25 protein-coding genes are annotated in these 26,636 nt (G+C 65.5%); 13 read left to right on the top strand and 12 right to left on the bottom strand.

Going from position 1 to position 26,636, the window contains the following annotated elements:
- Positions 1–163: 163 nt before the first annotated feature.
- Complete coding sequence (gene cysK / locus ACQ5BL_RS09160; RefSeq protein WP_243808946.1) at positions 164–1,138, bottom strand: cysteine synthase A; 975 nt, start codon at positions 1,136–1,138, stop codon at positions 164–166.
- Between the two features lie 297 nt (positions 1,139–1,435).
- On the opposite strand from cysK, the gene ACQ5BL_RS09155 reads away from it, so the two are divergent.
- The 4 genes from ACQ5BL_RS09155 (at position 1,436) to ACQ5BL_RS09140 (ending at position 5,192) form a co-directional block, all read left to right on the top strand.
- Positions 1,436–2,281, top strand: coding sequence for an AAA family ATPase (locus ACQ5BL_RS09155; RefSeq protein WP_015476360.1), 846 nt, complete (start codon positions 1,436–1,438; stop codon positions 2,279–2,281).
- A 179-nt stretch (positions 2,282–2,460) separates the two neighbouring features.
- A complete protein-coding gene (locus tag ACQ5BL_RS09150) occupies positions 2,461–3,642 on the top strand; it encodes a vWA domain-containing protein (protein WP_243808947.1) in 1,182 nt (393 codons plus the stop codon).
- Positions 3,643–3,867: 225 nt separating this feature from the next.
- Positions 3,868–4,887 (top strand): AraC family transcriptional regulator, encoded by a 1,020-nt coding sequence (locus ACQ5BL_RS09145; protein WP_207885348.1) that lies wholly within the window; start codon positions 3,868–3,870, stop codon positions 4,885–4,887.
- A gap of 92 nt (positions 4,888–4,979) precedes the next feature.
- Positions 4,980–5,192 (top strand): DUF3079 domain-containing protein, encoded by a 213-nt coding sequence (locus tag ACQ5BL_RS09140; RefSeq protein ID WP_207885347.1) that lies wholly within the window; start codon positions 4,980–4,982, stop codon positions 5,190–5,192.
- Positions 5,193–5,196: 4 nt separating this feature from the next.
- Here ACQ5BL_RS09140 and ACQ5BL_RS09135 read toward each other — a convergent pair whose 3' ends face one another.
- The 3 genes from ACQ5BL_RS09135 to ACQ5BL_RS09125 all read right to left on the bottom strand — a co-directional run bounded on the left by ACQ5BL_RS09135 (position 5,197) and on the right by ACQ5BL_RS09125 (position 8,826).
- A complete protein-coding gene (locus tag ACQ5BL_RS09135; RefSeq protein ID WP_243808948.1) occupies positions 5,197–5,592 on the bottom strand; it encodes a VOC family protein in 396 nt (131 codons plus the stop codon).
- Positions 5,593–5,684: 92 nt separating this feature from the next.
- Entirely contained in the window at positions 5,685–6,251 is a 567-nt protein-coding gene (locus ACQ5BL_RS09130; protein ID WP_243808949.1) for a hypothetical protein, read from the bottom strand.
- Positions 6,252–6,405: 154 nt separating this feature from the next.
- On the bottom strand, positions 6,406–8,826 hold the full coding sequence (locus ACQ5BL_RS09125; RefSeq protein WP_243808950.1) for a DUF3772 domain-containing protein: 2,421 nt from the start codon (positions 8,824–8,826) through the stop codon (positions 6,406–6,408).
- 254 nt (positions 8,827–9,080) lie between these two features.
- On the opposite strand from ACQ5BL_RS09125, the gene ACQ5BL_RS09120 reads away from it, so the two are divergent.
- The 4 genes from ACQ5BL_RS09120 (at position 9,081) to ACQ5BL_RS09105 (ending at position 12,723) form a co-directional block, all read left to right on the top strand.
- Positions 9,081–10,121, top strand: a complete 1,041-nt coding sequence (locus ACQ5BL_RS09120; RefSeq protein ID WP_243808951.1) for a histone deacetylase family protein — start codon at positions 9,081–9,083, stop codon at positions 10,119–10,121.
- 101 nt (positions 10,122–10,222) lie between these two features.
- Complete coding sequence (locus tag ACQ5BL_RS09115) at positions 10,223–11,320, top strand: extracellular solute-binding protein (protein WP_243808952.1); 1,098 nt, start codon at positions 10,223–10,225, stop codon at positions 11,318–11,320.
- A gap of 171 nt (positions 11,321–11,491) precedes the next feature.
- The gene (locus ACQ5BL_RS09110) at positions 11,492–12,412 is read left to right on the top strand and encodes a DMT family transporter (protein WP_243808953.1); all 921 of its coding nucleotides are present in this window, start codon (positions 11,492–11,494) and stop codon (positions 12,410–12,412) included.
- Between the two features lie 176 nt (positions 12,413–12,588).
- On the top strand, positions 12,589–12,723 hold the full coding sequence (locus tag ACQ5BL_RS09105; RefSeq protein WP_279381562.1) for a PA1414 family protein: 135 nt from the start codon (positions 12,589–12,591) through the stop codon (positions 12,721–12,723).
- Between the two features lie 59 nt (positions 12,724–12,782).
- On the opposite strand, the gene ACQ5BL_RS09100 is transcribed toward ACQ5BL_RS09105, so the two are convergent.
- From ACQ5BL_RS09100 to speB, 6 genes are all read right to left on the bottom strand, one after another.
- A complete protein-coding gene (locus tag ACQ5BL_RS09100) occupies positions 12,783–13,508 on the bottom strand; it encodes an MBL fold metallo-hydrolase (RefSeq protein ID WP_207885340.1) in 726 nt (241 codons plus the stop codon).
- 137 nt (positions 13,509–13,645) lie between these two features.
- Positions 13,646–15,247, bottom strand: a complete 1,602-nt coding sequence (locus tag ACQ5BL_RS09095; RefSeq protein WP_243808954.1) for a 5-guanidino-2-oxopentanoate decarboxylase — start codon at positions 15,245–15,247, stop codon at positions 13,646–13,648.
- Positions 15,248–15,333: 86 nt separating this feature from the next.
- Positions 15,334–16,713 (bottom strand): sodium:solute symporter, encoded by a 1,380-nt coding sequence (locus ACQ5BL_RS09090; RefSeq protein ID WP_207885338.1) that lies wholly within the window; start codon positions 16,711–16,713, stop codon positions 15,334–15,336.
- 126 nt (positions 16,714–16,839) lie between these two features.
- Entirely contained in the window at positions 16,840–18,354 is a 1,515-nt protein-coding gene (locus tag ACQ5BL_RS09085; protein WP_243808955.1) for a purine-cytosine permease family protein, read from the bottom strand.
- Between the two features lie 25 nt (positions 18,355–18,379).
- Positions 18,380–18,790 (bottom strand): YybH family protein, encoded by a 411-nt coding sequence (locus ACQ5BL_RS09080; protein ID WP_207885336.1) that lies wholly within the window; start codon positions 18,788–18,790, stop codon positions 18,380–18,382.
- Between the two features lie 16 nt (positions 18,791–18,806).
- On the bottom strand, positions 18,807–19,766 hold the full coding sequence (gene speB, locus ACQ5BL_RS09075; RefSeq protein WP_207885335.1) for an agmatinase: 960 nt from the start codon (positions 19,764–19,766) through the stop codon (positions 18,807–18,809).
- 287 nt (positions 19,767–20,053) lie between these two features.
- Here speB and ACQ5BL_RS09070 point away from each other — a divergent pair, with 287 nt between their 5' ends.
- The 4 genes from ACQ5BL_RS09070 (at position 20,054) to ACQ5BL_RS09055 (ending at position 24,246) form a co-directional block, all read left to right on the top strand.
- On the top strand, positions 20,054–20,950 hold the full coding sequence (locus ACQ5BL_RS09070; protein ID WP_207885334.1) for a LysR family transcriptional regulator: 897 nt from the start codon (positions 20,054–20,056) through the stop codon (positions 20,948–20,950).
- Complete coding sequence (locus ACQ5BL_RS09065) at positions 20,947–21,546, top strand: tRNA-uridine aminocarboxypropyltransferase (RefSeq protein ID WP_243808956.1); 600 nt, start codon at positions 20,947–20,949, stop codon at positions 21,544–21,546. Before ACQ5BL_RS09070 ends, ACQ5BL_RS09065 begins: the two co-directional genes overlap by 4 nt.
- Before the next feature lie 461 nt (positions 21,547–22,007).
- Positions 22,008–23,618 carry an ABC-F family ATP-binding cassette domain-containing protein gene (locus tag ACQ5BL_RS09060; protein ID WP_243808957.1) on the top strand — a complete coding sequence of 537 codons (1,611 nt, stop codon included), beginning with the start codon at positions 22,008–22,010 and terminating at the stop codon, positions 23,616–23,618.
- Positions 23,619–23,796: 178 nt separating this feature from the next.
- Entirely contained in the window at positions 23,797–24,246 is a 450-nt protein-coding gene (locus ACQ5BL_RS09055) for an acetyltransferase (protein WP_243808958.1), read from the top strand.
- A 64-nt stretch (positions 24,247–24,310) separates the two neighbouring features.
- Here ACQ5BL_RS09055 and ACQ5BL_RS09050 read toward each other — a convergent pair whose 3' ends face one another.
- A complete protein-coding gene (locus tag ACQ5BL_RS09050) occupies positions 24,311–24,664 on the bottom strand; it encodes an antibiotic biosynthesis monooxygenase (RefSeq protein WP_243808959.1) in 354 nt (117 codons plus the stop codon).
- A 73-nt stretch (positions 24,665–24,737) separates the two neighbouring features.
- Here ACQ5BL_RS09050 and soxR point away from each other — a divergent pair, with 73 nt between their 5' ends.
- Positions 24,738–25,199, top strand: a complete 462-nt coding sequence (gene soxR, locus ACQ5BL_RS09045) for a redox-sensitive transcriptional activator SoxR (protein WP_243808960.1) — start codon at positions 24,738–24,740, stop codon at positions 25,197–25,199.
- A gap of 80 nt (positions 25,200–25,279) precedes the next feature.
- On the opposite strand, the gene ACQ5BL_RS09040 is transcribed toward soxR, so the two are convergent.
- Complete coding sequence (locus ACQ5BL_RS09040) at positions 25,280–26,632, bottom strand: HlyD family type I secretion periplasmic adaptor subunit (RefSeq protein ID WP_207885328.1); 1,353 nt, start codon at positions 26,630–26,632, stop codon at positions 25,280–25,282.
- Positions 26,633–26,636 lie beyond the last annotated feature (4 nt).

Below are 26,636 nucleotides of genomic sequence, written 5' to 3'. Positions count from 1 at the left end.
GGCGGTCGGCAAGCTGTGACGGGCTGCGCAAGAATTAACCGTTTTGCCGGAACATGGCGAGGGGCGGTGGCTGCTTGCGGGTCCGCAGACAGCCACCGTGACCCGGGTCGCGCCGGGTCGGAACCGCAGGTAGGAATCCGCCCCGGCGTGGGGCGGAGGCGTCTTACTGGACCAGGTCCTGCTCGTCGAACAGGCCGTCGAAGAGCATGCTCGACAGGTAGCGTTCGCCCGAGTCGGGCAGGATGACCACGATGGTCTTGCCCTGCATGTTCGGCTCCTCGGCCAGCTTCACCGCGGCGGCCATGGCGGCGCCGCTGGAGATGCCGCAGAGGATGCCCTCTTCCTGCATCAGGCGCAGGGCCATGGCCTTGGCGTCGTCATCGGCGATGGTGGCGACACGGTCCACCAGCGACAGGTCGAGGTTCTTCGGCACGAAGCCGGCGCCGATGCCCTGGATCTTGTGCGGGCTGGGTTTGACTTCCTCGCCGGCCAGGGTCTGGCTGATCACCGGCGAGCTGACCGGCTCCACGGCCACCGAGAGGATCGGCTTGCCCTTGGTGTTCTTGATGAAACGCGATACACCGGTGAGGGTGCCGCCGGTGCCGACGCCCGCCACCAGCACGTCCACCGCGCCGTCGGTGTCGTTCCAGATTTCCGGGCCGGTGGTCTTCTCGTGGATCGCCGGGTTGGCCGGGTTGTCGAACTGCGCCGGCATGAAGAATTTCGCCGGGTCGCTGGCGACGATTTCCTCGGCCTTGGCGATCGCGCCCTTCATGCCCTTGGCCGGCTCGGTCAGTACCAGCTCCGCGCCCAGGGCCTTGAGCACCTTGCGGCGCTCCAGGCTCATCGAGGAGGGCATGGTCAGCACCAGCTTGTAGCCACGGGCGGCGGCGACGAAGGCCAGACCGATACCGGTGTTGCCGGAGGTCGGCTCGACGATGGTCATGCCCGGCTTGAGGCGGCCGCTCGACTCGGCATCCCAGATCATGTTGGCGCCGATCCGGCACTTCACCGAGTAGCCGGGATTGCGCCCTTCGATCTTGGCCAGGATGGTGACGCCGCGCGGGGCGATACGGTTGATCTGGACCAGCGGCGTATTGCCGATGGACTGCGCGTTGTCTGCGTAGATACGGCTCATGGGGAGGGAGTCCTTGTCGCTCTTGAGTAGACCCGAAAGCCTATTCCCCGCCCGCCTCCGAGTCCAGACGCAGAACCGGCGGAAAGATCGGTCGCCGCGGCGCCTGGCGCGGGCCTCAATGAATGTCCGGGAGGCTGGATTGGCGAGAAATGGCCGGGCACGCGGTGACCGGGCATTCAGTGACTGAATGCCCGTCCTGCGTTCACAGTCGAACGCCATGCGCGTTATAGTCGCAGTCTCCCAAACGCACCTCTCCGCCCGGGTCAGCCCCGGCCGCTACCGTTCGAGGATTTCCCGATGAAGTTCGAAGGCACTCAGTCCTACGTCGCCACCGACGACCTCAAGCTGGCGGTCAACGCCGCCATCACCCTGCAGCGTCCGTTGCTGGTGAAGGGTGAGCCGGGCACCGGCAAGACCATGCTGGCCGAACAGCTGGCGGAGTCCTTCGGTGCCAAGCTGATCACCTGGCACATCAAGTCCACCACCAAGGCCCACCAGGGCCTCTACGAGTACGATGCGGTGAGCCGCCTGCGCGACTCGCAGCTGGGCGTGGACAAGGTCCACGACGTGCGCAACTACATCAAGAAGGGCAAGCTCTGGGAAGCCTTCGAGGCCGAGGAGCGCGTGATCCTGCTGATCGATGAGATCGACAAGGCCGACATCGAGTTCCCCAACGACCTGCTGCAGGAACTCGACAAGATGGAGTTCTTCGTTTACGAGACCAACGAGACCATCAAGGCCAAGCAGCGCCCGATCATCATCATCACCTCCAACAACGAGAAGGAGCTGCCGGACGCCTTCCTGCGCCGCTGCTTCTTCCACTACATCGCCTTCCCCGATCGCGAGACCCTGCAGAAGATCGTCGACGTGCACTACCCGAAGATCAGCGGCACGCTGGTCAGCGAGGCGCTGGACATCTTCTTCGACGTTCGCAAGGTGCCGGGCCTGAAGAAGAAACCCTCCACCTCCGAACTGGTGGACTGGCTGAAGCTGCTGATGGCCGACAACATCGGCGAAGCCGTACTGCGCGAGCGCGACCCCACCAAGGCCATCCCGCCGCTGGCCGGGGCCCTGGTGAAGAACGAGCAGGACGTGCAGTTGCTGGAGCGCCTCGCCTTCATGAGCCGCCGCGCCAGTCGTTAACTATCGGGCTGCTGCGCGTCGGCCATGCTGCGTTGGAATCAGACTCGGAATGCTCATTTACAGTCGTAAACTCCGCTTCCTAGTCTGATTCCGCCTTGCCTGGCTCTAGCTCGCAAGCCCTTGCACCGAGTGCAGAAGGAGCATCGCTCCTGCATCAATGAATCAACGAGGGTGCAGCCATGCTGCTCAACCTGTTCAACGAAATGCGCGCGGCCAAGGTGCCGGTGTCGGTGCGCGAGCTGCTCGACCTGATCGATGCGCTCAAGCACCGCGTCGTGTTCGCCGACATGGACGAGTTCTACTACCTCGCCCGCACCATCATGGTGAAGGACGAGCGCCATTTCGATAAGTTCGACCGGGCCTTCGGCGCTTACTTCAAGGGCCTGGAAAAGCTCGACGACCACCTCAAGGCGCTGATCCCCGAAGAGTGGCTGCGCAAGGAATTCGAGCGCCTGCTGACCGACGAGGAGCGCGCGCAGATCCAGTCCCTCGGCGGGCTGGACAAGCTCATCGAGGAGTTCAAGAAGCGCCTCGAGGAGCAGAAGGAACGCCACGCCGGCGGCAACAAGTGGATCGGAACCGGCGGCACCAGCCCGTTCGGCTCCGGCGGCTTCAACCCCGAGGGCATCCGTGTCGGCGACGCCGGCAAGCGCCAGGGCAAGGCCGCCAAGGTATGGGACCAGCGCGAGTACAAGAACCTCGACGACCAGGTCGAGCTGGGCACGCGCAACATCAAGATTGCCCTGCGCCGCCTGCGCAAGTTCGCCCGCGAGGGCGCGGCGGAAGAGCTGGACATCGACGGCACCATCGACCACACCGCCAAGGATGCCGGCCTGCTCAACATCCAGATGCGCCCCGAGCGCCGCAACACCGTGAAGCTCCTGCTGCTGCTGGATATCGGCGGCTCCATGGACGCCCACGTGAAGGTCTGCGAGGAGCTGTTCTCGGCCTGCAAGACCGAGTTCAAGCACCTGGAGTATTTCTACTTCCACAACTTCATCTACGAGTCGGTGTGGAAGAACAACCTGCGTCGCGGGAGCGAACGTACCTCCACCTTCGACCTGCTGCACAAGTACGGGCCGGACTACAAGGTGGTGTTCGTCGGCGACGCCGCCATGGCGCCCTACGAGATCACCCAGGCCGGCGGCAGCGTCGAGCACTGGAACGAGGAAGCCGGCTACGTCTGGATGCAGCGCTTCATGGAGAAGTACAAGAAGCTCATCTGGATCAACCCGTACCCGAAGGACACCTGGAACTACACCGCCTCCACGGGGCTCGTTCGCGAGCTGGTGAAGGAACAGATGTACCCGCTGACCCTGAGTGGCCTGGAAGAGGGCATGCGGTTCCTCTCCCGCGGTTAAGCTTTCCCGCGGTTGAGCGCCGGGATGGTGCACGCGCACCGTCCCGATGTCCCCAAAGGTAACCTTCCGGCGGAGGCTCGAATCTGCCGACTTGCGTTGTACGCCCCGTAGCGCGGGGATCGATCCGGCCACGCTGGGTGGCCGGCACGCAACTTGCCTGCCCCTGAGCTGTGCCCGTCGCGGTAACACCGACGGGCACGCCATCGCGTCTACCCTGGGCATGACATGACTCCGCTGACCTTCTCCCGCTCCACCTGGCTCAATTCCCTGCACATGACCTCGCTGACCGTCGCGCTGATGGAGTCGGAAGGGCACAGCCGCGAGTCGATCCTGGAAGGCAGCGGCATCACCGGCGACGACCTGCTCGACCTGCGCCGGCTGGTCAGCCCGTGGCAAGAGCAGCAGGTGTTCATCAACGTGCAGAACCTTGCCGGCGAAGCCGCGCTGGGGCTGCGCCTGGGCGTGCGCACGCGGATCACCGCCTACGGCCTGCTGGGCTACGCGCTGCTTTCCGCGCCGACCCTGGGCGAGGCATTGCGCATTGGCCTGAGCTACCCGGTGCTGCTGGGCACCTACTTCCACCTTGTGCTGGAAGTGGACGGCGACATGGCCTGGCTGGTCGCCACCGGCTACGGCGAAACCGAGTCGATGCGGCCGTTCAACACCGAGCTGTGCCTGGGCTCGCTGAAAGTGGCCTGCGCCGACCTGCTCGGCCAACCGTTGCCGCTGGTGCGCGCCGAGTTCGACTATGACGGCCCCGAGGACCGCCGCGCCGCCTACGCGACCCTGTTCGGCTGCCAGCTGGCCTTCGGGAGCAAGCGCAGCGCCATTGGCTTCCCGGCCTCCTGGCTGGACATGCGCCTGCCCCTGGCCGACGCCGTGACCCATCGCGAGATGCTCGAACAGTGCCGCCGCCAGAACATCGACCTGGCCGCCCGCCGCGCCTGGCTGGACAAGGTCCGGGCGATCCTCGGCGAGCGCCTGCAGGAGCCGCCGGGCCTGGAAGAGCTGGCGCGCCGCCTCAACTGCTCCTCGCGCAGCCTGCGCCGCCATCTGCAGCAACAGCAGACCAGCTACCAGCAACTGCTCGACGAGCTGCGCTTCGCCCGCGCCAAGGAGCTATTGCAGGACGGCGACATGCCCATCTACCGCATCGCCGAGGAGCTCGGCTTCAGCGAAACGGCCAGTCTGCGCCACGCCTTCCAGCGCTGGAGCGGCCAGCCGCCGAGCCACTTCCGCGCCTGAAATTTCCTTCGGACCTGTCGCAGGTCAAGGTATCGGCAGAGCACGCAGGCATAGCCTTCAGGAATCCCACAAGGAAACCCGAGGGCCTGACCATGGCCAAGAAATTCCCCCTCAATCCGCCGCACCCCGAGCGTATCTGCTGGGGCTGCGACCGCTATTGCCCGTCCACCAACCTGGCCTGCGGCAACGGCGCGGACCGCACCATGCACCCGGCCGAGATGCTCGGCGAGGACTGGTACCAGTTCGGCGACTGGAACATCGAGGTGCCGGAGAAGATTGCCGTGCAGCTGGAGCCTTCCAGCTAGCGCCTTAAGCCACGCCGTCCTGGCGCGCGTAACTGACGGTGAGGATTTCCCACTGGTGGCCGTCCGGCTGGTTCCAGTAGAGGATGCGCCCGCCGTTTTCCGTGTCGACCTGATGATCCACCGGCCCGTGCACGCGGCTGCGCCAGGGGATTCCCGCGTCGCGCAGACGTCCGAGGATCGCATCGAATTCCGCTTCGCTGACCCGGAAGCAGAAATGCAGGCGGGGGAAGGGCTCTGCCCACTGGTCGAAGTCCAGGGTCAGCCCCGGATTGACGAACACCGGCACGAATGGGCCGACGCCTTCGCGCGCCCAGGGTACGTCCAGTAGTTCCGCGAGTTGCTGCGCCGCGGCCAGCTTGTCGGCGGCGGGTACCTGCAGGTGATCCAGCTCGACGCTCATGGTTGCCTCCAGTACGGATGCCCCTGAGCAGAGTCTACGCCCCTGCAAAGCGCGCATCCGGCCCTTGGTCGGGCCGGATGCGGCTGGTCGGATCAGCCCTTGGCCGGGGTGATGCCGTAGATCTTCTGGAACTTGCTGATCAGGGCGACCGGCTTGGACTCTTCCTTCTGCATCAGGTAGACCACGCGCTCGCCGTTGGGGCCGCTGGCGATCTCGGTGTGGCGGAAGATCGGTTCGCCCAGGTTGTTCATGTCGATCATGTCGCCGTAGCGCTGGGCCACGAAGATCACGCCGTCCTTGCGGATTTCGCCGTAGAAGCCGGCTGCCGGCGGCAGGCTCTGCTTGTAGAACTGGTAGGAGGCGATCTTCTTCGGATCCTTGTCCTTGTCTTCGGCGCGTACGACCAGCACGACGTTCTGGCCGAACTTGTCCTTCTCGCCCACATCCCTGGTGTAGGTGGTCTTGCCGGTCACCAGGTAGTCGCGGTAGACGGTGGCGTCGTCGAACAGGTAGAGGGTCTCGTCGGTGCGCACCAGATACCAGTCATCGTTGTTCGGGGTGACTTCCTTGCTGGCGACCGGCGGCTGCATGGCGCAGGCGCCGAGGCCGGCGACGAGCAGGGCGATGGATGCGGCTTTGAACACTTTATTGTTGAACATCGGTTTACCTCCCCAGGTTGAAAGTCAGGGAGTGTCGCCAGCGTTTGTAACGGGGTTATGACGGGTAGATGAACGATTTGTGCGCGCCGGCGGTTGCCGAAGGTCGGGCGCGTTTCCTGAATCAGCTTGAAAGGACGGCCGACCTGCGGCCGGCTCATTCTGCCGGGTCCGGCGCGGTTTTTTCCGGAGGGGGCAGTGGCTGCTGCAGCACCATGCTTTGCGGCGAGGACAGCGGGATGCCCAGCTCACGCAGGCGGCCGAGAATGGTGAACAGCAGGTCGCTGCGCGCCGTCGCCACCGCTCGCGGGCTGTTCACGTAGCCCGATATGCCCAGGGTCAGCCCGGTGGCGCCGAGCTCCTTGAACGTCACCGACGGGGCCGGCGTGGCGGTGATCGATTCGTGTTCGGCGAAAGCGGCCAGCAGCACCTCGCGGACCTTCAGCACATCGGTATCCAGCGGCAGCGTCAGGCTGATGCTGACCACCCCCAGCGCGTTGCTCATGGTCACGTTGCGCACGTTCTGCGAGATGAACTGCGAGTTGGGGACGATCACCGTGGACTGGTCGGACATCTGGATCTCCGTGGCGCGCACGTTGATCCGCCGGATGTCGCCTTCGACACCGCCGGTCAGGCTGACCCAGTCGCCGACCTTCACCGGGCGCTCGGTGAGCAGGATCAGGCCGGAGATGAAGTTCTGCACGATGGCCTGCAGGCCGAAACCGATGCCCACCGACAGGGCGCTGACCACCCAGGTCAGGCTGGTGAGGTTGATGCGCAGCGCCGAGAGCACCAGCAGCACCAGGATGACCATGCCGATGTAGCCGACCAGGGTCACCAGCGAGGCGCGCATACCCACGTCCATGCTGGTTTCCGGTAGCAGTTCGTCGGCCAGCCAACGCTTGAGCAGGCGCAGGCCGAACAGGCCGCCGCCGAGCGTCGCCAGGGCCAGCAGGATGTCCTGCGGGACGATGTTCAGTCGCCCCAGCGACTGGCCGCTTTCCACCAGCTGCAGCATGCCCTGCAGCAGTTCGCCGGGGCTGGTGCCGGAGGTGGAGAAGGCCACCAGCAGGGTCGACAGCACCAGCAGGGTACGGCCGGCACCGATCAGCAGGGTGGTGAACTGCGATTGATGCTGCGGATTGACCCCGAGGTTCTGCGCCAGGCGCTCGCCGAGCGGGTGCTTGGGTGACAGCAGGGCTTCGCAGAGGTCGCCGAACAGCGCGGTCAGCAGGTAGCCGCTGGCGCAGATGACACTGGCCCAGAGCAGCTTGCCGGCGAGGAAATAGGCCAGCGAGAGGTAGCCGGTGATGAGCGCCAGCAGGATCAGCAATACCGTGAACAGGATGGCCAGGGCGATCACGTTGGCGAGTGGGGACGTCTCATGCTCGTCCGCTTCGCGGCAGCTGCGACGGTAGCGATACAGCGCGGCGGCGAACAGCGCCGCCGTGGCCAGGGCGGTGACACCGTTGACCGCTACGGTCAGGGCAAGGCTGGCGCCGCTGGCGCTGTTCAGGCGTTCCTGGGTGCCAAGCAGCAGGAGCATCCAGGCCATCAGCCAGGGAAAGGGCGACAGGGCCTTGGCCACCGGGTCGGGCAGGTTCGGCAGGCGCCAGGACGGGCGCTGCACCGCCAGCAGGCCGCGTCCGAGACCGGCGGTGAAGGTGCAGAAAACTTCCAGGGCGAGAAACTGGTCCGCCAGGTTGGACATGGCGCCGTTGAGCTGTTCGTGCCAGTCCAGCCCTTCGCGGATCAGCGCGGCGCCACCCCCCAGGGTGAGGATGGTCGCCAGGCTCACCGACAGGGCCAGGGCACTCCGGCGCAGCCGGCCGACGGGGATCCAGCGGATCATCACCTGGGTCAGCAGCCCTTCCAGCAGGCGCCGTCCCGGTATCCACAACAGCACGGCGGCGATCAGGCAGGCAATGAAGGGCGTACGGTTGGCGGGCTGCCAGGCCTGGGCGAAACCCTCGGCAATCTGGTCGTGGACGGTATGCAGGCGCGCCAGGTCATCGTCGGTGGGGCGGATCAGGTTGGACCAGAAACGCGGGCTGAACGGGGGCGAGGAGCGCGTGGCGATCTGCGAGTTGAACTGGCTGCGGCGCAGGTTGACGATCTGCGCGGCGAGGTCCTGGGCGGCGCTGTCCAGTTGGGTGGCGCGCTGCACCTGCTTGGCCAGTGCCGTCTGCTGCGACTGGAGGTCGTTGCGCTGGCGGGTGAGGTTTTCCGCTTCGCCGGGCACTTCCGGACCGAGGACCTTGAGCTGGTCTTCCGTGCGTGCCAGGTTGGTGCTGAGGTCCCCCGCGCTCTGCTCGGCGTGCAGTTGGACCTGCAACGCGGCCTGTCGCAAGCTGGAGAGGAGGCTGTCGTCGATGTCGGCGGAGACGCGTTGGCGAATCAGTTCCAGGCGATCGCCCAACTGGTCCAGGTCGGCCGTATCGGGCAGGTCCGGCAGTTCGAGGGAGGGCGCCGGCGTCGCTTCGGTCGGCTCGTCCGCCTGCACGGCAGTAGCGCCTGCCAGCGACAACAGCAGTGCCAGCAGGGCATGGGAGCATGCCCGTGCGATGGTATTCCGCATCTTCCCCTCATCCCTTGATCATGGCGTGATACCGGGAGTAGGCCGGTTCCCGCCGTGGCGATTTCCTGAAGCATAGCGAGGCGGGGTGCCGCAGGGGAGGGTTTCGTGGTGAACTGTTGGTGAGTGCGGTTAGTTAAGGGTCATAAATTCTGGCCATATCGATCCCCTTTTGGCCGCCCACGCTGTTCTGCGCCGTGTCCAGGCTGGGCAGAATCCTGCCACCCGAGAACAAGAATCCCTGCGAGGTCACTCCCATGCTCACGGTATACAGCGACGATCACCGCCTGCACTTCGGCCAGTCCGAACTGGTCGATGGCAAACTCCAGCCCTGCTTCGAAATGCCCAGCCGCGCGGACACCGTGCTGGCCCGCGTGAAGTCGCAGAACCTCGGCGAGGTCATTGCGCCGAAGGACTTCGGCCTGGACCCGATCCTGCGCACCCACAACACCCGCTACGTAGAATTCCTCAAGGGCGCCTGGGCCCGCTGGGCGGCCGAAGGCCACACCGGCGACCTGGTCTCCACCACCTTCCCGGGCCGCCGCCTGCGCCGTGACGGTCCGATCCCCACCGCGCTGATGGGCGAGCTGGGTCACTACAGCTTCGACACCGAGGCGCCGATCACCGCCGGTACCTGGCAGGCCATCTACAGCTCGGCCCAGGTCGCGCTGACCGCCCAGGACCATATGCGTCAGGGCGCCAACATGGCCTTCGGCCTGTGCCGTCCGCCGGGCCACCACGCCGGCAGCGACTTCATGGGCGGCTACTGCTTCCTGAACAACGCCGCCATCGTCAGCCAGGCCTTCCTCGACCAGGGCGCCAGGCGTGTGGCCATCCTCGACGTGGACTACCACCACGGCAATGGCACCCAGGACATCTTCTACCGCCGCAACGATGTGCTGTTCGCCTCGATCCATGGCGACCCGCTGGTGGAGTACCCGTACTTCCTCGGCCACGCCGACGAGCACGGCGAAGGCGCCGGTGAAGGCTACAACCACAACTACCCGCTGGCCCACGGCACCGGCTGGGATGGCTGGTCCGCCGCGCTGGAAGACGCTTGCCGCAAGATCGCCGCCTACGCGCCGGACGCGGTGGTGGTCTCGCTGGGCGTGGACACCTACAAGGACGACCCGATCTCCCAGTTCAAGCTGGACAGCCCCGACTACCTGAAGATGGGCGAGCGTATCGCCGCCATGGGCATCCCGACCCTGTTCATCATGGAAGGTGGGTACGCGGTCGAGGCCATCGGCGTGAACGCGGTGAACGTGCTGCAAGGCTACGAAGGCCGCGCGCGTTGACAGATGCCATCGGGCGGACGAGAGTCCGCTCGATGGCATTCTCGCTCGCAAGGCATTTTTGCTCGTAAGGCATTGCGCGGGCGCATCCAATGGGGAAGGACATGAACAAGAATAAAGTGCTGCGCGGCCTGTTCGCCGCGGCTACCCTCGTTATCGCCTGCGCTGCCCACGCCGAGCCCGAAGTTCGCATCTACAACTGGTTCGACTACATCGGTCCGGACACCCTCAAGGGTTTCCAGCAGGAAACCGGCATCAAGCCTCAGTACGACGTCTTCGACAGCAATGAAGTGCTGGAGGCCAAGCTGCTTTCCGGCCATTCCGGCTATGACGTGGTGGTGCCCAGCGACGGCTTCCTGCCCAACTACCTGAAGGCCGGCGTGTTCCAGCCGCTGGACAAGGGCAAGCTGCCGAACTGGAAGAACCTTAACCCCGCGCTGCTCAAGGTGCTTCAGGCAAAGGACCCGGGCAACCAGTACGTGATGCCCTACATGTGGGGCACCAACGGCATCGCCTACAACGTCGACAAGGTCAAGGCCGTGCTCGGTGACGATGCGCCGGTGGATTCCTGGGACCTGGTCTTCAAGCCGGAGAACCTCGCCAAGCTGAAATCCTGCGGCGTGGCCTTCCTCGACTCGCCCACCGAAGTGATCCCGCAGGTGCTGTTCTACCTGGGCCTGTCGCCGAACAGCCGCAATCCCGAGGACTACAAGAAGGCCGAGGCATTGCTGATGCAGCTGCGTCCGCATATCACCTACTTCAGTTCCTCGAAGTTCTTCACCGATCTTGCCAATGGCGATATCTGCGTCGCCCTGGCCTGGTCCGGTGGCGCGATGCAGGCGGCCGCTCGCGCCAAGGAAGCCGGCAACGGCGTCCATATCGAGTACCGCATTCCCAAGGAGGGCGCGCCGGTCTGGTTCGACGTGCTGGCGATTCCGAAGGACTCCAGGAATGTCGATCAGGCCTATGCCTTCCTCAATTACCTGCTACGTCCGGAAGTGGTGGCGCCGATCTCCGACTACGTTGCCTACGCCAACCCCAACCAGGCGGCGGACAAGCTGATCTCGGCGGCGCTGCGCGACAACCCCAACGTCTATCCGTCGGCCGAGGTACAGGCCCGTTTGTATTCGGTGGAGATGCTCCCGCCGAAGCTGGAACGCATCCGCACCCGCACCTGGAGCCAGGTGAAGTCGGGCAAGTGATGTCGCTGGTGGCTGGCTGGACAGCGGGTTTCCGTTGGCGGCCAGTCGTCGTGAACTGAAATAATCGGCGGGCGTTAGTTGCGCTGATTTTTCCCAGGACGTTCCCATCTCACTGATGAGCCTTGCCATGCCCAGTCCGACTGTCGACCGTGCCGTTGCCCGGAGACGCCCATGATTCCCGAACGCAAGAACGCCGATGCGTTCGCCATCCAGACGATGACCGGACTGTGCGTGATCTGGGGCATCCAGCAGGTGGCGGTGAAACTGGCGGCGCCGGATGTCGCGCCGATCATGCAGGCCTTCGGGCGCAACCTGATCGCCGCCGTGCTGCTGGGCTTGTGGATGTGCTGGCGCGGCGGCTGGGAAGGGCTGCGCCAGGGCACGCTGAAGGGCGGCATGCTGGCCGGGGTGCTGTGCGCCGCGGAGTTCTTCTTCATTGCCCAGGGGCTGGTATACACCTCCGCCTCGCACATGGCGGTATTCCTCTACACGGCGCCGATCTTCTCCGCGCTGGCCCTGCACTTCCTGCTGCCCAGCGAACGCCTGCGGCGCTTGCAGTGGCTGGGTATCGCAGTGTGCTTCGGCGGCATCCTGCTGTGCTTTGGTGGCGGTTTCGACCTCGCCGGGATGGATGGCCGCATGTTGCTGGGCGATCTCTTCGGCGTGCTCGCCGGCCTGTCCTGGGGCATGACCACGGTGGCGGTGCGTACGACGCGCCTGTCCGAGGCACCGCCGAGCCTGACATTGTTCTACCAGATGTTCGTCGCCGCCTTGATGCTGCCGTTCGCCGCACTGGCGCTGGGCAAGACCCATGAGGTCAGCTTCACCGCCATCGGCGTGGGCAGCGTGCTGTTCCAGGGTGTGGTGGTGTCGTTCTTCAGCTATTTCTGCTGGTTCTGGCTGCTGCGTCGTTACCTGGCGTCGAACCTGGCGGTGTTTTCCTTCATGACGCCGATGTTCGGCATTGCCTTCGGCGTGCTGATCCTGGGTGAACCGCTGAGCCTGAACTTTGTCGGCGGCGCGGTACTGGTGCTGGCCGGCATTACCCTGGTCAGCAGCGAGCAGTGGATACGGCGAAAGCTGCGCCGGTGATCGGCCGATGTGCCGCGCCCTTGATTCAGGTCAGGCGTCGCGGCGGCGGTAACCGATAGGCTTTGTATCAAGGAATGAGTAGCGCGGGCGGAGAGTGGGACGCCGAGCTATTCTTTCCCAGGGTGGCCCATGGTGGTACGGGCCACCCGACCCGAATTGGAATGAGGAGGCATCCCATGAAAGTCTGGCTGCAAGGCATCGCGTGGAAACTGGCTGTCACGCTCGGACTGATCGAGCCTCCACGCATGCAACCCATCCCCATCCGCAGCGACGAACAGCGTCGCCTGATGGAGCAGCGCCGGCGCTACTGATCGCGCCTCGGCCAACCGCTGAAGAAAAACCCGCCTGATGGCGGGTTTTTTCTTGCCCGCTATTCGTGGGCCTTGAACCAGTCGTCGATCATCGACTTCAGGCGCTCTCCGGAAAAGCTCGGGAAATGCCCGCCGTGCACGGTGCGCACCGGCAGCTCGCGCAGGCGCGCCAGGCTTTTCGCGTAGTCATCGAGGTTCGAATGGTAGGCATCCTCGATCAGCGGGCCGTCGTAGATGATGTCGCCGGAGAATAGCGTCCGGGTCTTCTCTTCCCACAGGCTGATGCCGCCCGGGGAATGCCCCGGCGTGTGCAGCACCTGCAGGGTCCGGTCGCCCAGGTCGAGCACGTCGCCCTCGTCGATGGTGCGCGTCGCCGGCGCGGCCTTGACCCGGTATTCGGCATAGCACAGCGGGCAGTCGGGATGAGCGTCGAACATCTCGTCGCCGACGAAGGCGGTGGCCAGGGTGCGTTCGCCGTCGGGGTTGGCGAGGATGTCGGCTTCGGCCGGATGCACCAGGCGTTCGTCGAACTCGTGGTGGCCGGCGATGTGGTCGAAGTGGGTGTGGCTGGCGACTGCCAGCAGCGGGCGTTCGGTGAGCCAGGGCAGTTGCTCGCGCAGGCTGACCAGACCGGAGCCGCTGTCCACCAGCACGTCGCGGTCGCGGCCCTGGATGTGCCACAGGTTGCAGCGGTAGAAGGGGCGGACGTAGGGCTCGTGGATCAGGCTGACGCCGTCGTAGCAGTGGCGGACCTCGAACCAGCGGTCACGGGTGACGATTTTCATCTGTCGGGTTCCGGAGGAGGTGTGGGAGCGCAGCGCCGCGTGTTCTTCGTAGGAGCGAGCTTGCTCGCGAACCGCCCAGCTCGGGTTTGTTCGCGAGCAAGCTCGCTCCTACAGGGGACGTCCCCTGTGTGATGGGATTACGGCGCGAAGGGCGCCGCTTCCATCACTTCCACGATCAGCGGGCGATCGCTCGGGGCGTTGCGCAGCAGCTCCTGCAGGTGGTCATGGTCGCGGGCGCGCTCGGCGGCGCAGCCGAAGCCCTTGGCGATGGCGAGGAAGTCCGGAGTGTAGATGTCCACGCCCAGCGGGATGATGTCGCGGCGTTCCATGTAGCGCTTGATCTCGCCGTAGCCGTAGTTGTTCCACAGCAGCACGACGATGCCTACCTTGGCTTCCACGGCGCTGGCCAGTTCGGTCATGGTGAACTGCAGGCCGCCGTCGCCCATCAGGCTGATCACCGGGCGGCCCGGCTCGCCGAGCTTGGCGCCGATGGCCGCCGGCAGGCCGTAGCCCAGGGTGCCGTAGCCGGTGGAGGCGTTGAACCAGCGGCGGCCGCCGTCCAGTTCCACCAGGTGGTTGCCGCTGTAGACGGTCTGGGTGGAATCGCCGACGAAGCGGGCATCGGGCAGCACTTCGAGGATCTTGGCGAACAGGGTGCGGTAGTGCTCCCAGCCGCTGAAGTCCTCGGCCAGTTGCGCACGCACCTTGGCCGCGCGCTGGGCGCCGGGGCTGTTGGTATCGGCTTCGCGGGCCGGCAGCAGCTCCAGCAGGCCGCGCATGGCGGTGCGGGCGTCGGCGTGGATGGCGATCTTCGGCGTCTGGTTGCGCATCAGCTGCTGCGGGTCGATGTCGACGCGGATCAGCTCGCCGCCGATCTTGAAGTTGCCGTCGAACACCACGTCGTAGTCGGTCTCGCCCAGCTCGGTGCCGATGGCCAGGACCACGTCGGCCTCCAGCGCCAGTTCACGTACAGGGATCAGCGACTGGTTGCTGCCGATCAGCAGCGGATGGTCGGGCTGCAGCAGGCCCTTGGCATTGATGGTCAGTGCGGTCGGCGCATCCAGGGCGATGGCCAGGGCGCGGGCTTCGGCCTGGGCTTCGACGCAGCCGCCACCGAGCAGCAGCAGCGGCTTCTGCGCCTTGGCCAGCTTGGCGGCGGCCTCGTGCAGCGGCGAGCGCGCCGGGGCCGGGCGGGCCAGTTGCACGCGCGGGCGCACCTGCATGTGGTCGGCCGGAGCCGTGATGATGTCCAGCGGCAGCTCGATGTGTACCGGGCGCGGACGCTCGCTGTCGAACACGGCGAAGGCGCGGGCTAGCACAGCCGGCAGCTCGTCGACGCTCATCAGGGTGTGGCTGAAGGCACTGACGCCGGCGACCATGGCGCGCTGGTTCGGCAGCTCGTGCAGGTAGCCGTTGCCGTGGGCCAGGCGCGAGCGCTCGTTGACGCTCGAGATCACCAGCATGGGGATGGAGTCGGCGTAGGCCTGGCCCATGGCGGTGAGGATATTGGTCATGCCCGGGCCGGTGATGATGAAGCACACGCCCGGCTTGCCGGTGACGCGGGCATAGCCGTCGGCCATGAAGCCGGCGCCCTGTTCGTGGCGCGGGGTGATGTGGCGGATATCGCTGTGGGGCAGGCCACGGTACAGCTCGACGGTGTGCACGCCGGGGATACCGAAGACGGTGTCGACGCCCCAGGCTTCGAGTTGCTTGACGAGGAATTCGCCGCAGGTGGTCATGGCAGTTTCCTTACAGGGAGAGGTCGTGAAATGAAACGGGGCGCGGTGATCGACTCGCCGCGCCCCATTCTTTATGTGGTGCTCGATCAGGCTGCGTCGGCGACCGCAACCGGGCGGGGCGAGAGCAGGCTGACGACGATGAAGCTGACCAGGCCGACGGCCAGACTGTAGTAGATCGGGGTGTTGGCGTCGAAGCCATCCTTGAGCATGAACACCAGGGCGGTGATGAAGCCCAGGGCCATGCTGGTGATGGCGCCGGCGGTGGTAGCGCGCTTCCAGTAGATGGCACCGATCAGCGGGATCAGCATGCCGCCTACCAGCAGGTTGTAGGCCAGGGTCAGGGCGCTGATCACATCATTCACTACCAGGGCGATGGCCAGTACCACCAGACCGGTCAGGGCGGTGAACAGGCGGCTGGTGCCCAGGCTCGATTCCTTGCCGCCGCGCAGCTTGGGCAGCAGGTCTTCGGTGATGGTGGTGGAGGCGGCGAGCAGGCCGGCGCTGGCGGTGGACATCATGGCGGCCAGGGCGGCAGCGATCACCAGGCCACGGATGCCGTCCGGCAGGGCGGACTGAACGATGGCGGCGAAGGCGTTGTTGACGTTGTCCAGGTCAGGCAGCAGCACCTTGGCGCACATGCCGATCAGGGCGCCGACCAGACCGTAGATCACGCAGTACACGCCCGCGGTGGTGCCGGCGTACTTGGCCACGTTCTCATCGCGGGCGGTGAACACGCGCTGCCAGATGTCCTGGCCGATCAGGATGCCGAAGAAGTAGATCAGGAAGTAGGTGATGATGGTGTCGTAGCCGATGGTGTGGAAGCTGAAGGCGCTGGCCGGCAGTTTCGCCACCAGCTCATCCCAGCCGCCCACGCGGTACAGGCAGATCGGCAGCAGCACGAACATCAGGCCGACGGTCTTGATGATGAACTGCACGATGTCGGTCAGGGTCAGCGACCACATGCCGCCGATGGTGGAGTACACCACGACCACGCCGCCGCCCAGCAGGACGGAGACCCAGAACGGCAGACCGAACAGCACCTGCATGACGGTGCCGATGGCCAGGGTGGAGACCACGCCGATCATCAGGGCGTAGGCGAACATGATCACTGCCGAAGCCTGGCGGGCCATCGGGTTGTAGCGACGCTCCAGGACCTGGGTGACGGTGAAGATGCGCAGCTTGAGCAGCGGCTTGGCCAGGAACAGGTTCAGCGCGATGATGCCGGCGCCGAGGGCCGCGCACAGCCAGAAGCCGGAGATGCCGTGGACGTAGCCCAGGCGCACGGTGCCGACGGTGGACGCGCCACCCAGTACGGTGGCAGCCATGGTGCCCATGTAGAAGGACGGGCCGAGGTTCCGACCGGCCACCAGGAACTCCTCATGGGTCTTGGCGCGGCGCATGCCGTACCAGCCCAGGACCAACATGCCGGCGGCATAGATCAGAACAACGAATATATCCAAGGCCATGATCGGCTCCTCACACTTGCATTGTCATTGTTGCCGCACGCTTGTGGCGTGCGGTGATTCACCGGACCGACGGAGGTCGGTCCGATGGGGCTTTGGGGTATCGCTCCGCCTGGGGCGGGCGGTCGATCAGGCTGCCGGCTCGCTGATGTCCAGTACCGGACGATCATGGCTGCCTACCCAGCGCGGGCCTTTGGGGCCATACACGCCGGCGGATTCCGGGAAGGTGCGCAGCAGGGCGATGTAGAGCAGGGCGGCCATGCCGAGGGTGACCGGCAGGCTGATGTCGATACCGCCGGCCAGGTTGCCCAGCGGACCGACGAACTGGCCCGGCAGGTTGACGAAGCACAGGCCCAGGGCCGCGCTCGGGATCCACGCACCCATGCCGCGCCAGTTCCAGCCCTTGTGGAACCAGTAGGCGCCGCCTTCCTGGCCACGGGTGAACACCTGCAGGTCGTCGGCGTGGTAGAAGCCACGGCGAATCACCAGGCCGAGGATCATGATCACCATCCAGGGGCTGGTGCAGGTGATGATCAGCACGGCGAAGGTGGACACGCTCTGCACCAGGTTCGCGGCGAAGCGACCGATGAAGATGAAGGCGATGGACAGCACGCCGATCAGCAGGGTGGCCTGTACGCGGTTGAGCAGGCGCGGGAACACGCTGGACATGTCCAGGCCGGTGCCGTACAGCGAGGTGGTGCCGGTGGACATGCCGCCGATCACCGCGATCAGGCACACGGGCAGGAAGAACCAGCTCGGCGATACCGCCAGCAGGCCGCCGACGTAGTTGTTCTGCGCAATGTAGTCCGGGGCGTTGACTGCGACGATGGTGGCGGTCGCCAGGCCGAACAGGAACGGGATCAGGGTCGCCAGCTGGGCGAGGATCACTGCCAGCATGATGCGCTTCTGCGAGGTCTCGCGCGGGATGTAGCGCGCCCAGTCACCGAGGAAGGCGCCGAACGACACCGGGTTGCTCATGGCCAGCAGGGCGGCGCCGATGAAGGCGGCCCAGAAACCTTCGCCGCCCATCTGCACGGTGCCGGCATAGCTGGCATCGAAGGGGCCGGAGAAGGCGAACAGGCCGAGCAGGAACAGCAGGCTGGCGGCCCACACGGCGATCTTGTTGACCATCAGCATGAAGCGGAAGCCGTAGATGCAGACGATCAGCACCAGCACGGCGAACAGGCCGTAGGCCAGGCCCAGGGTCAGGTCGGTTTCCGGCAGGTCGAACAGGCGCTTGGCGCCACCGATCAGCGCATCGCCCGAGCTCCATACGGAGAGGGAGAAGAAGGCCACGGCGGTGAGCAGCGACAGGAACGAGCCGACGATCCGCCCGTGCACGCCGAAGTGGGCGCCCGAGGAGACCGCGTTGTTGGTGCCGTTGAGCGGGCCGAACAGGCCCATGGGCGCGAGGATCAGCGAGCCGACCAGCACGCCGAGGACGATGGCCCAGACGCCGGCCTGGAACGACAGCCCGAACAGAACCGGGAAGCTGCCGAGCACAGCGGTGGCGAAGGTGTTGGCGCCGCCGAAGATCATGCGGAACAGATCGGTGGGCGTGGCGTTGCGTTCGTGATCCGGGATCTGCTCGACCCCGAATGTCTCGATCGTTGTAATGGCGTGTGCGTTGTTCTTGTTATCCATGACTTCCTCCCGGGATGCCCTGTCTTTATGGCGTCGGAGACGGTGACAGGTGCTCGTGCGTGGCCAGCCAGCGGCCTTGTTTCGGATCACGGCGGAAGACGATGGTCTCCCGTTCGTGGTTCAGGCTTTCCTCTCCCTGGATGCGCAGCCGCGTGGCGACGTCGTGGCAGAACACGGCCACGTCGTCACTCTGCAGGCTGACAAAGGTATTGCTGGATTGGCATTCGAGGACTTCGAAGCCATCGTCACGCAGCCAGCCTTCCCACACCTCGCGATACGCCGCGCGCGACAGCAGCGGCTGCGGCCAGGTGTGGAAGATGAAGCTGGCGTCTTCGCTGAAGGCCGCGAAGTAGGCCTCGGTGTCGGTGCGCGCGAAGGCTGCCACGAGATCGCGGGCAGCCTCCAACACCTGTGCTACGCAGGCATCGTTATTCATCGGTGGTCTCGCGCGCTTAGCGGCGCTCTACGCCCGGGAGGATGCAGAGCATTTCGTACAGCAGGTTGGCGCCGAGCAGCGAGGTGTTGCCGGTGGTGTCGTAGGGCGGGGAGACTTCCACCAGGTCGCAACCGATGATGTCCAGGCCCTGGCAGCCACGCACGATTTCCATGGCCTGGATGGTGGTCAGGCCACCGATTTCCGGGGTGCCGGTACCGGGCGCCCAGGCCGGGTCGATACCGTCGATGTCGAAGGACAGGTAAACCGGGCCGCCGCCGACTTTCTCGCGTACTTCAGCCATCAGCGGGGCCAGCGATTTGTGCCAGCACTCTTCGGCCTGCACCACGCGGAAGCCCTGCTTGCGGCTCCAGTTGAAGTCTTCGGCGGTATAGCCCTGGGCGCGCAGGCCGATCTGCACCACGCGGTCGCAGTCGAGCAGGCCTTCTTCCACCGCACGGCGGAAGGTGGTGCCGTGGGCGATCTTCTCGCCGAACATGTGATCGTTGACGTCCGCGTGGGCGTCGATGTGCACCAGGCCGACCTTGCCATGCTTCTTGTGGATGGCACGCAGGATCGGCAGGGTGATGGTGTGGTCGCCACCCAGGGTCAGCGGGATGATGCCGCGGTCGAGAATGCCGTCGTAGGCTTCCTCGATAATGCGCACGGCTTCCAGCAGGTTGAAGGTGTTGATCGCCACGTCACCGATGTCGGCGATGTTCAGCGAGTCGAACGGCGCGGCGCCGGTGGCCATGTTGTACGGACGGATCATCACCGATTCGGCGCGGATTTCGCGCGGCCCGAAACGAGTGCCGGAGCGCAGGGAGGTGCCGATGTCCAGGGGCACGCCGACGAAGGCGGCATCGAGCTCGTTGAGCTCTTCGGGGGACTGGATATGCGGCAGGCGCATCATGGTGGCGATGCCGCCGAAACGCGGCATTTCGTTACCGCCCAGGGGCTGGTGAAGTTTCTTGTCCATGGGGAGGGCCTCAGGCTGATCGCTGTCTTCGTGGAAACAGGCTTGTTGATACTGAGGTCGGATTCTCATCAGGTTGGGTAGTGGGAAAAATCGCTGGCTACAAATAATCAGTTCAGAGTTTTCTAAACTTTCCCTGGGCGCTAGACTGCGCCACCTCGTCGCAGGGGTAAGGTTGCCGGGCGCATGGGACCTGACCTGCGGATCGATAGGCAGCTTGCTATCGTTCGTTTCGCTGGTGCAGAAAGTACTGAACTAGAGCGGCTTTGCCGCCGTTTTACGGAGTCCATATGACCGCCAGTGCATTGCCTGACATCAAGCTGCTGCGGATTTTTGCCTGCGTGGTGCGCAGCCAGGGCTTCGCCGCCGCCCAGCAGGAGCTGAACCTGTCGACCTCGGCGATCAGCACCTACATGAGCCAGCTGGAGAACCAGCTGGGCATCGTGCTCTGCCACCGCGGCCGTGGCGGCTTCGGGCTGACCAGCAAAGGTGAGCTGTTCTACCAGGAAACCTTGCGCATCCTCGGCGAACTGGAAGGCTTCGAGCGCTACGCGGCGACCCTGAAGGGCGAGTTGCGCGGCACCCTCAACCTCGGCGTGCTGGACTCCACCGTGAGCGATCCGGCACTGCCGCTGGCCGACGTCATCGGCTCTTTCAGCAGCCTGCACCCGGCGGTGCACCTGCATTTGCAGGTGCAGAGTCCCTACGAGTTGCAGCTGGCGGTATTGGACAACCGCCTGGACCTGGCCATCGGCTCCTTCTTCAGCCGGATGAACGGCCTGGTCTACCAGCCTCTCTATAGGGAGCAGCACTGGTTGTACTGCAGCGACCGCCACCCGCTGTTCGATGGCCGGCGCATTCCCGCCGAGCTGATCACCCAGCAGCGCATGGTCGGCCGCGGCTATTGGAGCCAGGCGGAGCTGGCGCGGCACGGCTTCAAGCACAGTGCCGGCACCGTGGAGAGTATGGAGGCGCAGCTGATCCTGATCCTCTCCGGCGGCTACATCGGCTACCTGCCCGAGCACTACGCCCACCCCTGGGTGGAGCAGGGCCGCCTGCGGGCCTTGCTGCCGACCACCTTCGGCTACCAGGCACCGTTCTCCCTGATCCTGCGTCGCGGCCGCTCCCGCGAGCCGCTGATCCAGAATTTCCGCGACCTGCTGCGTACGCAGCCGAACACGCCATGAGCCGCGCCCGCTGCCCGCGTTGCGAGCGCCCGTTGACGCACTGTCTGTGCGCGCTGATCCCGCATCTGGACAACCGCACCCATGTGCTCCTGCTGCAGCATCCGAGCGAGGTCGGCCATGCGCTGAACACCGCGCGGCTGGCAGTGCTCGGCTTGGCTAATGCCGAGCTGCGGGTGGGGGAAGATTTCAGCGGACTGGACCTGTCGGCCTGGGATGCCTGGCTGTTGTTCCCTGGCGAGTCCGCCGTCACGCTTGCCGATGTGGCGGCGCGGCCCGTGGATAAACCGCGCTTGCTGGTGGTGCCCGACGGCACCTGGCGCAAGGCGCGCAAGTTGTTGCACCTCAACCCCGATCTTGCAGCGCTCCCGCGAGTCGTCCTGCCGGAGGGGCTGACCTCGCGCTATCGCCTGCGCAAGGCGCCGGCCGAAGGCGCGCTGTCGACCATCGAGGCGGTGGTGCATGCCCTCGATGCGCTGGATGCGCCGCAGTCCCATGCCGAACTGCTGCAGCCGTTCGATGCGCTGATCGAAGGGCAGATCGCGGCGATGGGAGAGGAGATCTTCCAGCGTAATCACGGGCCGCGTCCTTCATCCTGACAACGGCGGACCTTGTCCGCCATCGCGTGCATGGCACGCTCCTACAATTTGGCACCGCGCGTCTCTTGCAGGAGCAACTGTCTTCTTCTGGACAATCTGTGCCGACACGCCCCCTCACCCCAGCCCTGGCTGCGCGCCCCGCTCCTGAGGGAGAGGGGGCAGATCGTGCCGGCTGACGTCATGGTTTCATCCTGCACCGGACGGTCCCCTCTCCCGCTTGAGGAGCGGGGCGCGCAGCCAGGGTTAGGGTGAGGGGCTTTTGATCTCGTAGGAGCGGGCCATGCCCGCGAACCGGCCGGCAGGCCGGCGCTCCTGCCACGGGCGCAGGATTGTTATACTGCACCCCTCATTCCCCTTCGCGAGGTGTTCGTCCGATGCGCAATTGATGCCGCCGTGGTTTCACGGCCCGTTTCCGTCCCAGGTTCTGCCTGGGGGATTTCCGGCATCAATCTGGATGGCATATGACGAGCCCTCTCACCCTGGCGCTGCACGGCGTCTCCTTCCATCTGCCCAGTGGCGAACCGCTGCTGAGCGACCTCAACGAAACTTTCGACGATCGCCGCACCGCGCTGGTCGGGCGCAATGGCGCGGGCAAGTCGGTGCTGGCGCGCATCATGGCCGGCCAGCTGCAGCCCAGCGGCGGGCGCTGCCTGCGTTCGGGGCCTGCGCATTACCTGCCACAACGCATCGAACCGCAGGCGTTTCGCAGCGTGGCCGATCTTGCTGGCGTACAGCCCTTGCTGGATGCGCTGGCTCGGGTCGAGGCAGGCGGCGTCGACCCCACCGATTTCGAGTGCCTCGACGGGCGCTGGGATATCCGCGCGCGCCTGGAGGCCGAGTTGGCAGCCAGCGGACTTGGGCACCTGCGACCCGACACGCCGGCCGCACAACTGAGCGGCGGCGAGTGCACGCGGGTCGCGCTGCTCGGCGCCTGGCTCAGCGGAGCGGACTGGTTGATCCTCGACGAGCCGAGCAACCACCTCGACCGTGCCGGGCGCGAAGCGCTTCGTGAACAGTTGCAGCGCTGGCGCGGCGGGGTGGTACTGATCAGTCATGACCGCCTGCTGCTGGACGACCTGCCGCGCATCGTCGAACTGTCTTGCGCCGGGCTGCGCAGCTACGCCGGCGGCTACGGCTTCTATCGCGACGTTCGCCAGCAGGAGCAGGACAACGCGCAGCGCGAATTGCAGCACCGCAAGCTGGAGCGCGACCGGCAGCTACGGGCGATGCAGGAGCAGCGCGAGCGCCAGGAACATCGGCAGGCAAAAGGACGGAAGGAAGCGCGTGAGGCCAACCAGGCGAAGATCCTCGTCGACCGGCAAAAGGAGCGTAGTCAGGCCAGCATCGCCCGCCTGAACACCCAGCACGGCGATCGCCGCGAGCAGCTGGCGCGCGAGGTGCGGGAGGCATTCGGGCAGCTGCGCGAGGCGGTCGAGGTGGTGCTCAACGCACCGGACTGCGAGCTGCCCGAGCAGCGCGGCGTACTCTCGCTGGAGGCGGTGCGCTTGCCGTTCGGCAATGCCGCGCCGCTGGATCTGCAACTGATGGGGCCGCGCCGCGTGGCGGTGATCGGAGGCAATGGCAGCGGCAAGTCGACCTTGCTCAGGATTGTGGCCGGCCAATTGAGCCCTGCGTCAGGTGCGTGCGAGGTGAAGGTGCGCGGTGCCTATCTGGATCAGCATCTGACGGCGCTGCTGCCCGGGCGCTCGGTGCTGGAGCAGCTGCAGGCGCGCAATCGAGTGGTGGAGCAGTCCGTGCTGCGCACGCGACTGGCGCAACTGGGATTGCCCGCCGCGCGGGTCGATCAGCCGGCCGGCGTGCTGAGCGGCGGCGAGCGATTGAAGGCGGCGCTGGCGTGCGAAATCTACGCGGAACAACCGGCGCAGCTGCTGTTGCTGGACGAGCCGGACAACCATCTGGACCTGGCGTCCCGCGAGGCGCTGGAGATCCTGCTACGGCAATACCGGGGGGCGCTGCTGGTGGTCTCCCACGACGACGCGTTCCTCGCCCGGCTGGAGCTGGAAGCGCGCCTGGAATGCAGGGAGGACGGCTGGCGCTGGCACCGCGAGTGAGGCTTTACCCGCCGGGAAAGGCTGGTTAGGATCGACGTCCCTTCTTTTCCGGCTGCCTCTGCCGTGCTCCGCCCAGGCGTTGAATCGCGAAGCGGGCATTCATGCTGCCGACGCTCCAACGGCCGTCACCCTGCGTGGCGTGCTATCCCTTTGTGATCTGCTGAATCAGGATGCATTCATGCTCATTCGCCAACGCATCGCCGCGGACAATCCGCGCCTGCTCGACATCTGGCTGCACGCCGTGCGCGCCACCCATCACTTCCTCCAGGCGTCGGATATCGACGCGCTGCTGCCGCAGGTCCGCGACCTGTACCTGCCCGCCGTCGAGGTGTGGGTGGCGGTGGACAGCGACGACCAGCCATTGGGCTTCATCGGGCTCAATGAGAACCATGTGGAAATGCTCTTCATCGATCCCGAGGTGCGCGGCCAGGGCATCGGCACCCGGCTGCTCGATTTCCTGCGCGAGTCGCGCGATTCGCTGAGTGTCGACGTCAATGAGCAGAACCCGCAGGCGGTGGGGTTCTATCTGCACTACGGCTTCGTGCAGACCGGACGTTCGCCCACCGATGGGGAGGGGCGACCGTTTCCGCTGTTGCACATGAGCCTGCCGGGCACAGCCCCCTTGTAGGAGCGCCCCATGGGCGCGATCGCGGGCATGGCCCGCTCCTACAGGTAAAGCAAGGCTGTGCGCCCTATGCCAGGACCTGCTCCGTCTCCCCACTGCCGAATCGAATACTCCGCGCACCGAGCTTGAGCAGGCTGTCGGCGAACAGGTCACTGGCGGTGCTGCGGCAATCCCAGGCGGCTTCCCAGTCTTCCCGGCGGCGCCAGTGCAGGCGGCCGACCAGGCGTTGCGGTTCGCTTTCGGCGTGCAGTTCGCTGGTGAGGTAGCCGGGGCGCTGGTGGAAGAGTTGCTGGAGATGCTCCAGGTAGTCACCCAGTTTCGCGGCGATCTGTGCGCGCTGCTGCGGCGTCACGCCGATCTCGATCTGCAGGACGAAATGCGGATTGTCCACGCAGGCGTGGGTCAGGCTGGGCTGGGTCATGGTTCTTGGCTCCTGTCTTGAACCGAATGCCCGGCGAGGGTAAAACCTCAACTTAAGTTGAGGTCAATAGCCCATGAGAGAATCTTCTTCCTGTTCGCTCCATCGGGAGCTGAGTGTCGGCGAGCTGGCCAGGCGCGCTGGCGTGGCGGTTTCGGCCCTGCATTTCTACGAGGCCAAGGGGCTGATCAGCAGCAGCCGCAATGCCGGCAACCAGCGTCGTTATCCGCGCGACACGCTGCGGCGGGTGGCGGTGATCAAGGTCGCGCAAAGGGTTGGCATTCCCCTGGGGGAAATTGCCGCGGCGCTGGATTCACTGCCCAGGGGCCACAGCCCGACGGCGGCGGACTGGGCGCGATTGTCGGCGCGCTGGCGGGATGATCTGAACGAGCGGATCGAGAAATTGCTGCTGTTGCGCGATCAGCTCGACGGCTGTATCGGCTGCGGTTGTCTGTCGATGGAGGCCTGCCCGCTGCGCAATCCGGGGGATCGGCTGGCGGAGGAGGGGCCGGGGGCGCATTGGCGAGGGGACGAGTGATGGAGGGTTCGCGAGCAAGCTCGCTCCTACAGGTGACGGTGCTCTTCATGTAGGAGCGAGCTTGCTCGCGAAAATATGTCTCACCGCTCCCGCAACGCTTCCCACCGTGCCTTGAGCACAGGCTTGAGAATGTAGTCGAGCACGCTCTTCTCACCGGTGATGATGTCCACCGTCGCCACCATGCCGGGGATGATCAGCAGCGGCTTGGCGTCGGTGCCCAGGTGGTTCTTGTCGGTGCGCACCTGGATCAGATAGAAGCTGTTGCCCTTGTCGTCGGTGATGGTGTCGGCGCTGATCAGCTCCAGCTTGGCCTTGAGCCCGCCGTAGATGGTGTAGTCGTAGGCGGTGAATTTCACCGTGGCGCTTTGCCCGGGATGGAGGAAGGCGATGTCCTGCGGGCGCACCCGCGCTTCCACCAGCAGGTTGTCCTCCAGCGGGACGATTTCGATCATGTCGCTACCCGGCTGCACCACGCCGCCGATGGTGTTGACCTTGAGCTGCTTGACGATGCCGCGCATGGGCGAGACCACCAGGGTGCGGTTGACCTTGTCGTCGATGGCGCGGCTGGTGGCGGTGAGTTTGTTGAAGTCGGTGCGGACTTCGTTGAGCTCCTTCAGCGCGTCGCTGCGAAAGCCCAGCTTCGACTCCTCGACCTTGCGCTGGATTTCGTTCACCGCCGCTTCCGCGCGGGGAATGGCCAGGCTGGTGGCGTTGAGGTCGCCGTTGATCTCCACGGCGCTGCGGCGCAGGCGCAGCAGCTCCACGGGAGAGACGGCGCCGCTTTTCACCAGCGGCTCGGACATGTTGATCTCCTGCTGCACCAGGCCGAGGCTCGAGCGGTACTGCTGTTGCTTGGCGCGGAACTCCTGGAGTTCCTGGCTCTTCTGCCGCAGCTGTTCCTGGAGGATGTTCTGCTCGCTGTTCTGGCGCTGCTGGCGGGTCTGGTAGAGGGCCAGCTGGTCTTCCACCACCTGCGGGGCGTCTTTCTTCAGCGCATCGGTGAATACCGGTTCGCGGCCTTCGGCTTCCGCGCTCAGGCGCTCGACGCGGGCTTCGAGGGAGTTGCGGTCGGCTTCGGTTTCGCCCTTGTTGGAGACGAAGCGGGTGTCGTCCAGGCGCAGCAGCGGCTGGTTCTTGTTCACCACCTGGCCTTCGCGAACGAAGATTTCCGAGACGATGCCGCCTTCCAGGTTCTGAATGGTCTGCACCTTGGAGGAGGGGATAGCCTTGCCTTCGCCCTTGGTCACTTCCTCGATGTCGGCGAAATAGGCCCAGACGATGGCCACCACCAGCAGGGCGAAGGCTGCCCAGAGGGTGATGCGGGTGGCGTTGGGCGAGTCTTCCAGCAAGGTGCCCTGGACCTCGGGCATGAACTCGGTGTCGCGGGCGCCGTTGCCGCCGAGGTAGTCGCGGATCGATTGGGAGAACTGCATGGCG

It is taken from the genome of Pseudomonas sp. B1-22, from assembly GCF_050474425.1.
Lineage (GTDB): Bacteria > Pseudomonadota > Gammaproteobacteria > Pseudomonadales > Pseudomonadaceae > Pseudomonas.
Note: the sequence above shows the minus strand (reverse complement) of the source record. Positions and strands in the feature narration are given on the sequence as shown.

What these genes read in the sequence shown, in the direction of transcription:
- ACQ5BL_RS09055 (WP_243808958.1), top strand. Translation starts at nt 23,797, where the DNA reads ATGCTCATTCGCCAACGCATCGCCGCGGACAATCCGCGCCTGCTCGAC.
- soxR (WP_243808960.1), top strand. Translation starts at nt 24,738, where the DNA reads ATGAGAGAATCTTCTTCCTGTTCGCTCCATCGGGAGCTGAGTGTCGGC.
- ACQ5BL_RS09080 (WP_207885336.1), bottom strand. Translation starts at nt 18,790, where the DNA reads ATGAATAACGATGCCTGCGTAGCACAGGTGTTGGAGGCTGCCCGCGAT.
- ACQ5BL_RS09120 (WP_243808951.1), top strand. Translation starts at nt 9,081, where the DNA reads ATGCTCACGGTATACAGCGACGATCACCGCCTGCACTTCGGCCAGTCC.
- ACQ5BL_RS09130 (WP_243808949.1), bottom strand. Translation starts at nt 6,251, where the DNA reads ATGTTCAACAATAAAGTGTTCAAAGCCGCATCCATCGCCCTGCTCGTC.
- ACQ5BL_RS09115 (WP_243808952.1), top strand. Translation starts at nt 10,223, where the DNA reads ATGAACAAGAATAAAGTGCTGCGCGGCCTGTTCGCCGCGGCTACCCTC.
- ACQ5BL_RS09040 (WP_207885328.1), bottom strand. Translation starts at nt 26,632, where the DNA reads ATGCAGTTCTCCCAATCGATCCGCGACTACCTCGGCGGCAACGGCGCC.
- ACQ5BL_RS09155 (WP_015476360.1), top strand. Translation starts at nt 1,436, where the DNA reads ATGAAGTTCGAAGGCACTCAGTCCTACGTCGCCACCGACGACCTCAAG.
- ACQ5BL_RS09125 (WP_243808950.1), bottom strand. Translation starts at nt 8,826, where the DNA reads ATGCGGAATACCATCGCACGGGCATGCTCCCATGCCCTGCTGGCACTG.
- speB (WP_207885335.1), bottom strand. Translation starts at nt 19,766, where the DNA reads ATGGACAAGAAACTTCACCAGCCCCTGGGCGGTAACGAAATGCCGCGT.
- ACQ5BL_RS09060 (WP_243808957.1), top strand. Translation starts at nt 22,008, where the DNA reads ATGACGAGCCCTCTCACCCTGGCGCTGCACGGCGTCTCCTTCCATCTG.
- ACQ5BL_RS09105 (WP_279381562.1), top strand. Translation starts at nt 12,589, where the DNA reads ATGAAAGTCTGGCTGCAAGGCATCGCGTGGAAACTGGCTGTCACGCTC.
- ACQ5BL_RS09100 (WP_207885340.1), bottom strand. Translation starts at nt 13,508, where the DNA reads ATGAAAATCGTCACCCGTGACCGCTGGTTCGAGGTCCGCCACTGCTAC.
- ACQ5BL_RS09150 (WP_243808947.1), top strand. Translation starts at nt 2,461, where the DNA reads ATGCTGCTCAACCTGTTCAACGAAATGCGCGCGGCCAAGGTGCCGGTG.
- ACQ5BL_RS09135 (WP_243808948.1), bottom strand. Translation starts at nt 5,592, where the DNA reads ATGAGCGTCGAGCTGGATCACCTGCAGGTACCCGCCGCCGACAAGCTG.
- ACQ5BL_RS09110 (WP_243808953.1), top strand. Translation starts at nt 11,492, where the DNA reads ATGATTCCCGAACGCAAGAACGCCGATGCGTTCGCCATCCAGACGATG.
- ACQ5BL_RS09090 (WP_207885338.1), bottom strand. Translation starts at nt 16,713, where the DNA reads ATGGCCTTGGATATATTCGTTGTTCTGATCTATGCCGCCGGCATGTTG.
- ACQ5BL_RS09065 (WP_243808956.1), top strand. Translation starts at nt 20,947, where the DNA reads ATGAGCCGCGCCCGCTGCCCGCGTTGCGAGCGCCCGTTGACGCACTGT.
- cysK (WP_243808946.1), bottom strand. Translation starts at nt 1,138, where the DNA reads ATGAGCCGTATCTACGCAGACAACGCGCAGTCCATCGGCAATACGCCG.
- ACQ5BL_RS09050 (WP_243808959.1), bottom strand. Translation starts at nt 24,664, where the DNA reads ATGACCCAGCCCAGCCTGACCCACGCCTGCGTGGACAATCCGCATTTC.
- ACQ5BL_RS09145 (WP_207885348.1), top strand. Translation starts at nt 3,868, where the DNA reads ATGACTCCGCTGACCTTCTCCCGCTCCACCTGGCTCAATTCCCTGCAC.
- ACQ5BL_RS09070 (WP_207885334.1), top strand. Translation starts at nt 20,054, where the DNA reads ATGACCGCCAGTGCATTGCCTGACATCAAGCTGCTGCGGATTTTTGCC.
- ACQ5BL_RS09095 (WP_243808954.1), bottom strand. Translation starts at nt 15,247, where the DNA reads ATGACCACCTGCGGCGAATTCCTCGTCAAGCAACTCGAAGCCTGGGGC.
- ACQ5BL_RS09140 (WP_207885347.1), top strand. Translation starts at nt 4,980, where the DNA reads ATGGCCAAGAAATTCCCCCTCAATCCGCCGCACCCCGAGCGTATCTGC.
- ACQ5BL_RS09085 (WP_243808955.1), bottom strand. Translation starts at nt 18,354, where the DNA reads ATGGATAACAAGAACAACGCACACGCCATTACAACGATCGAGACATTC.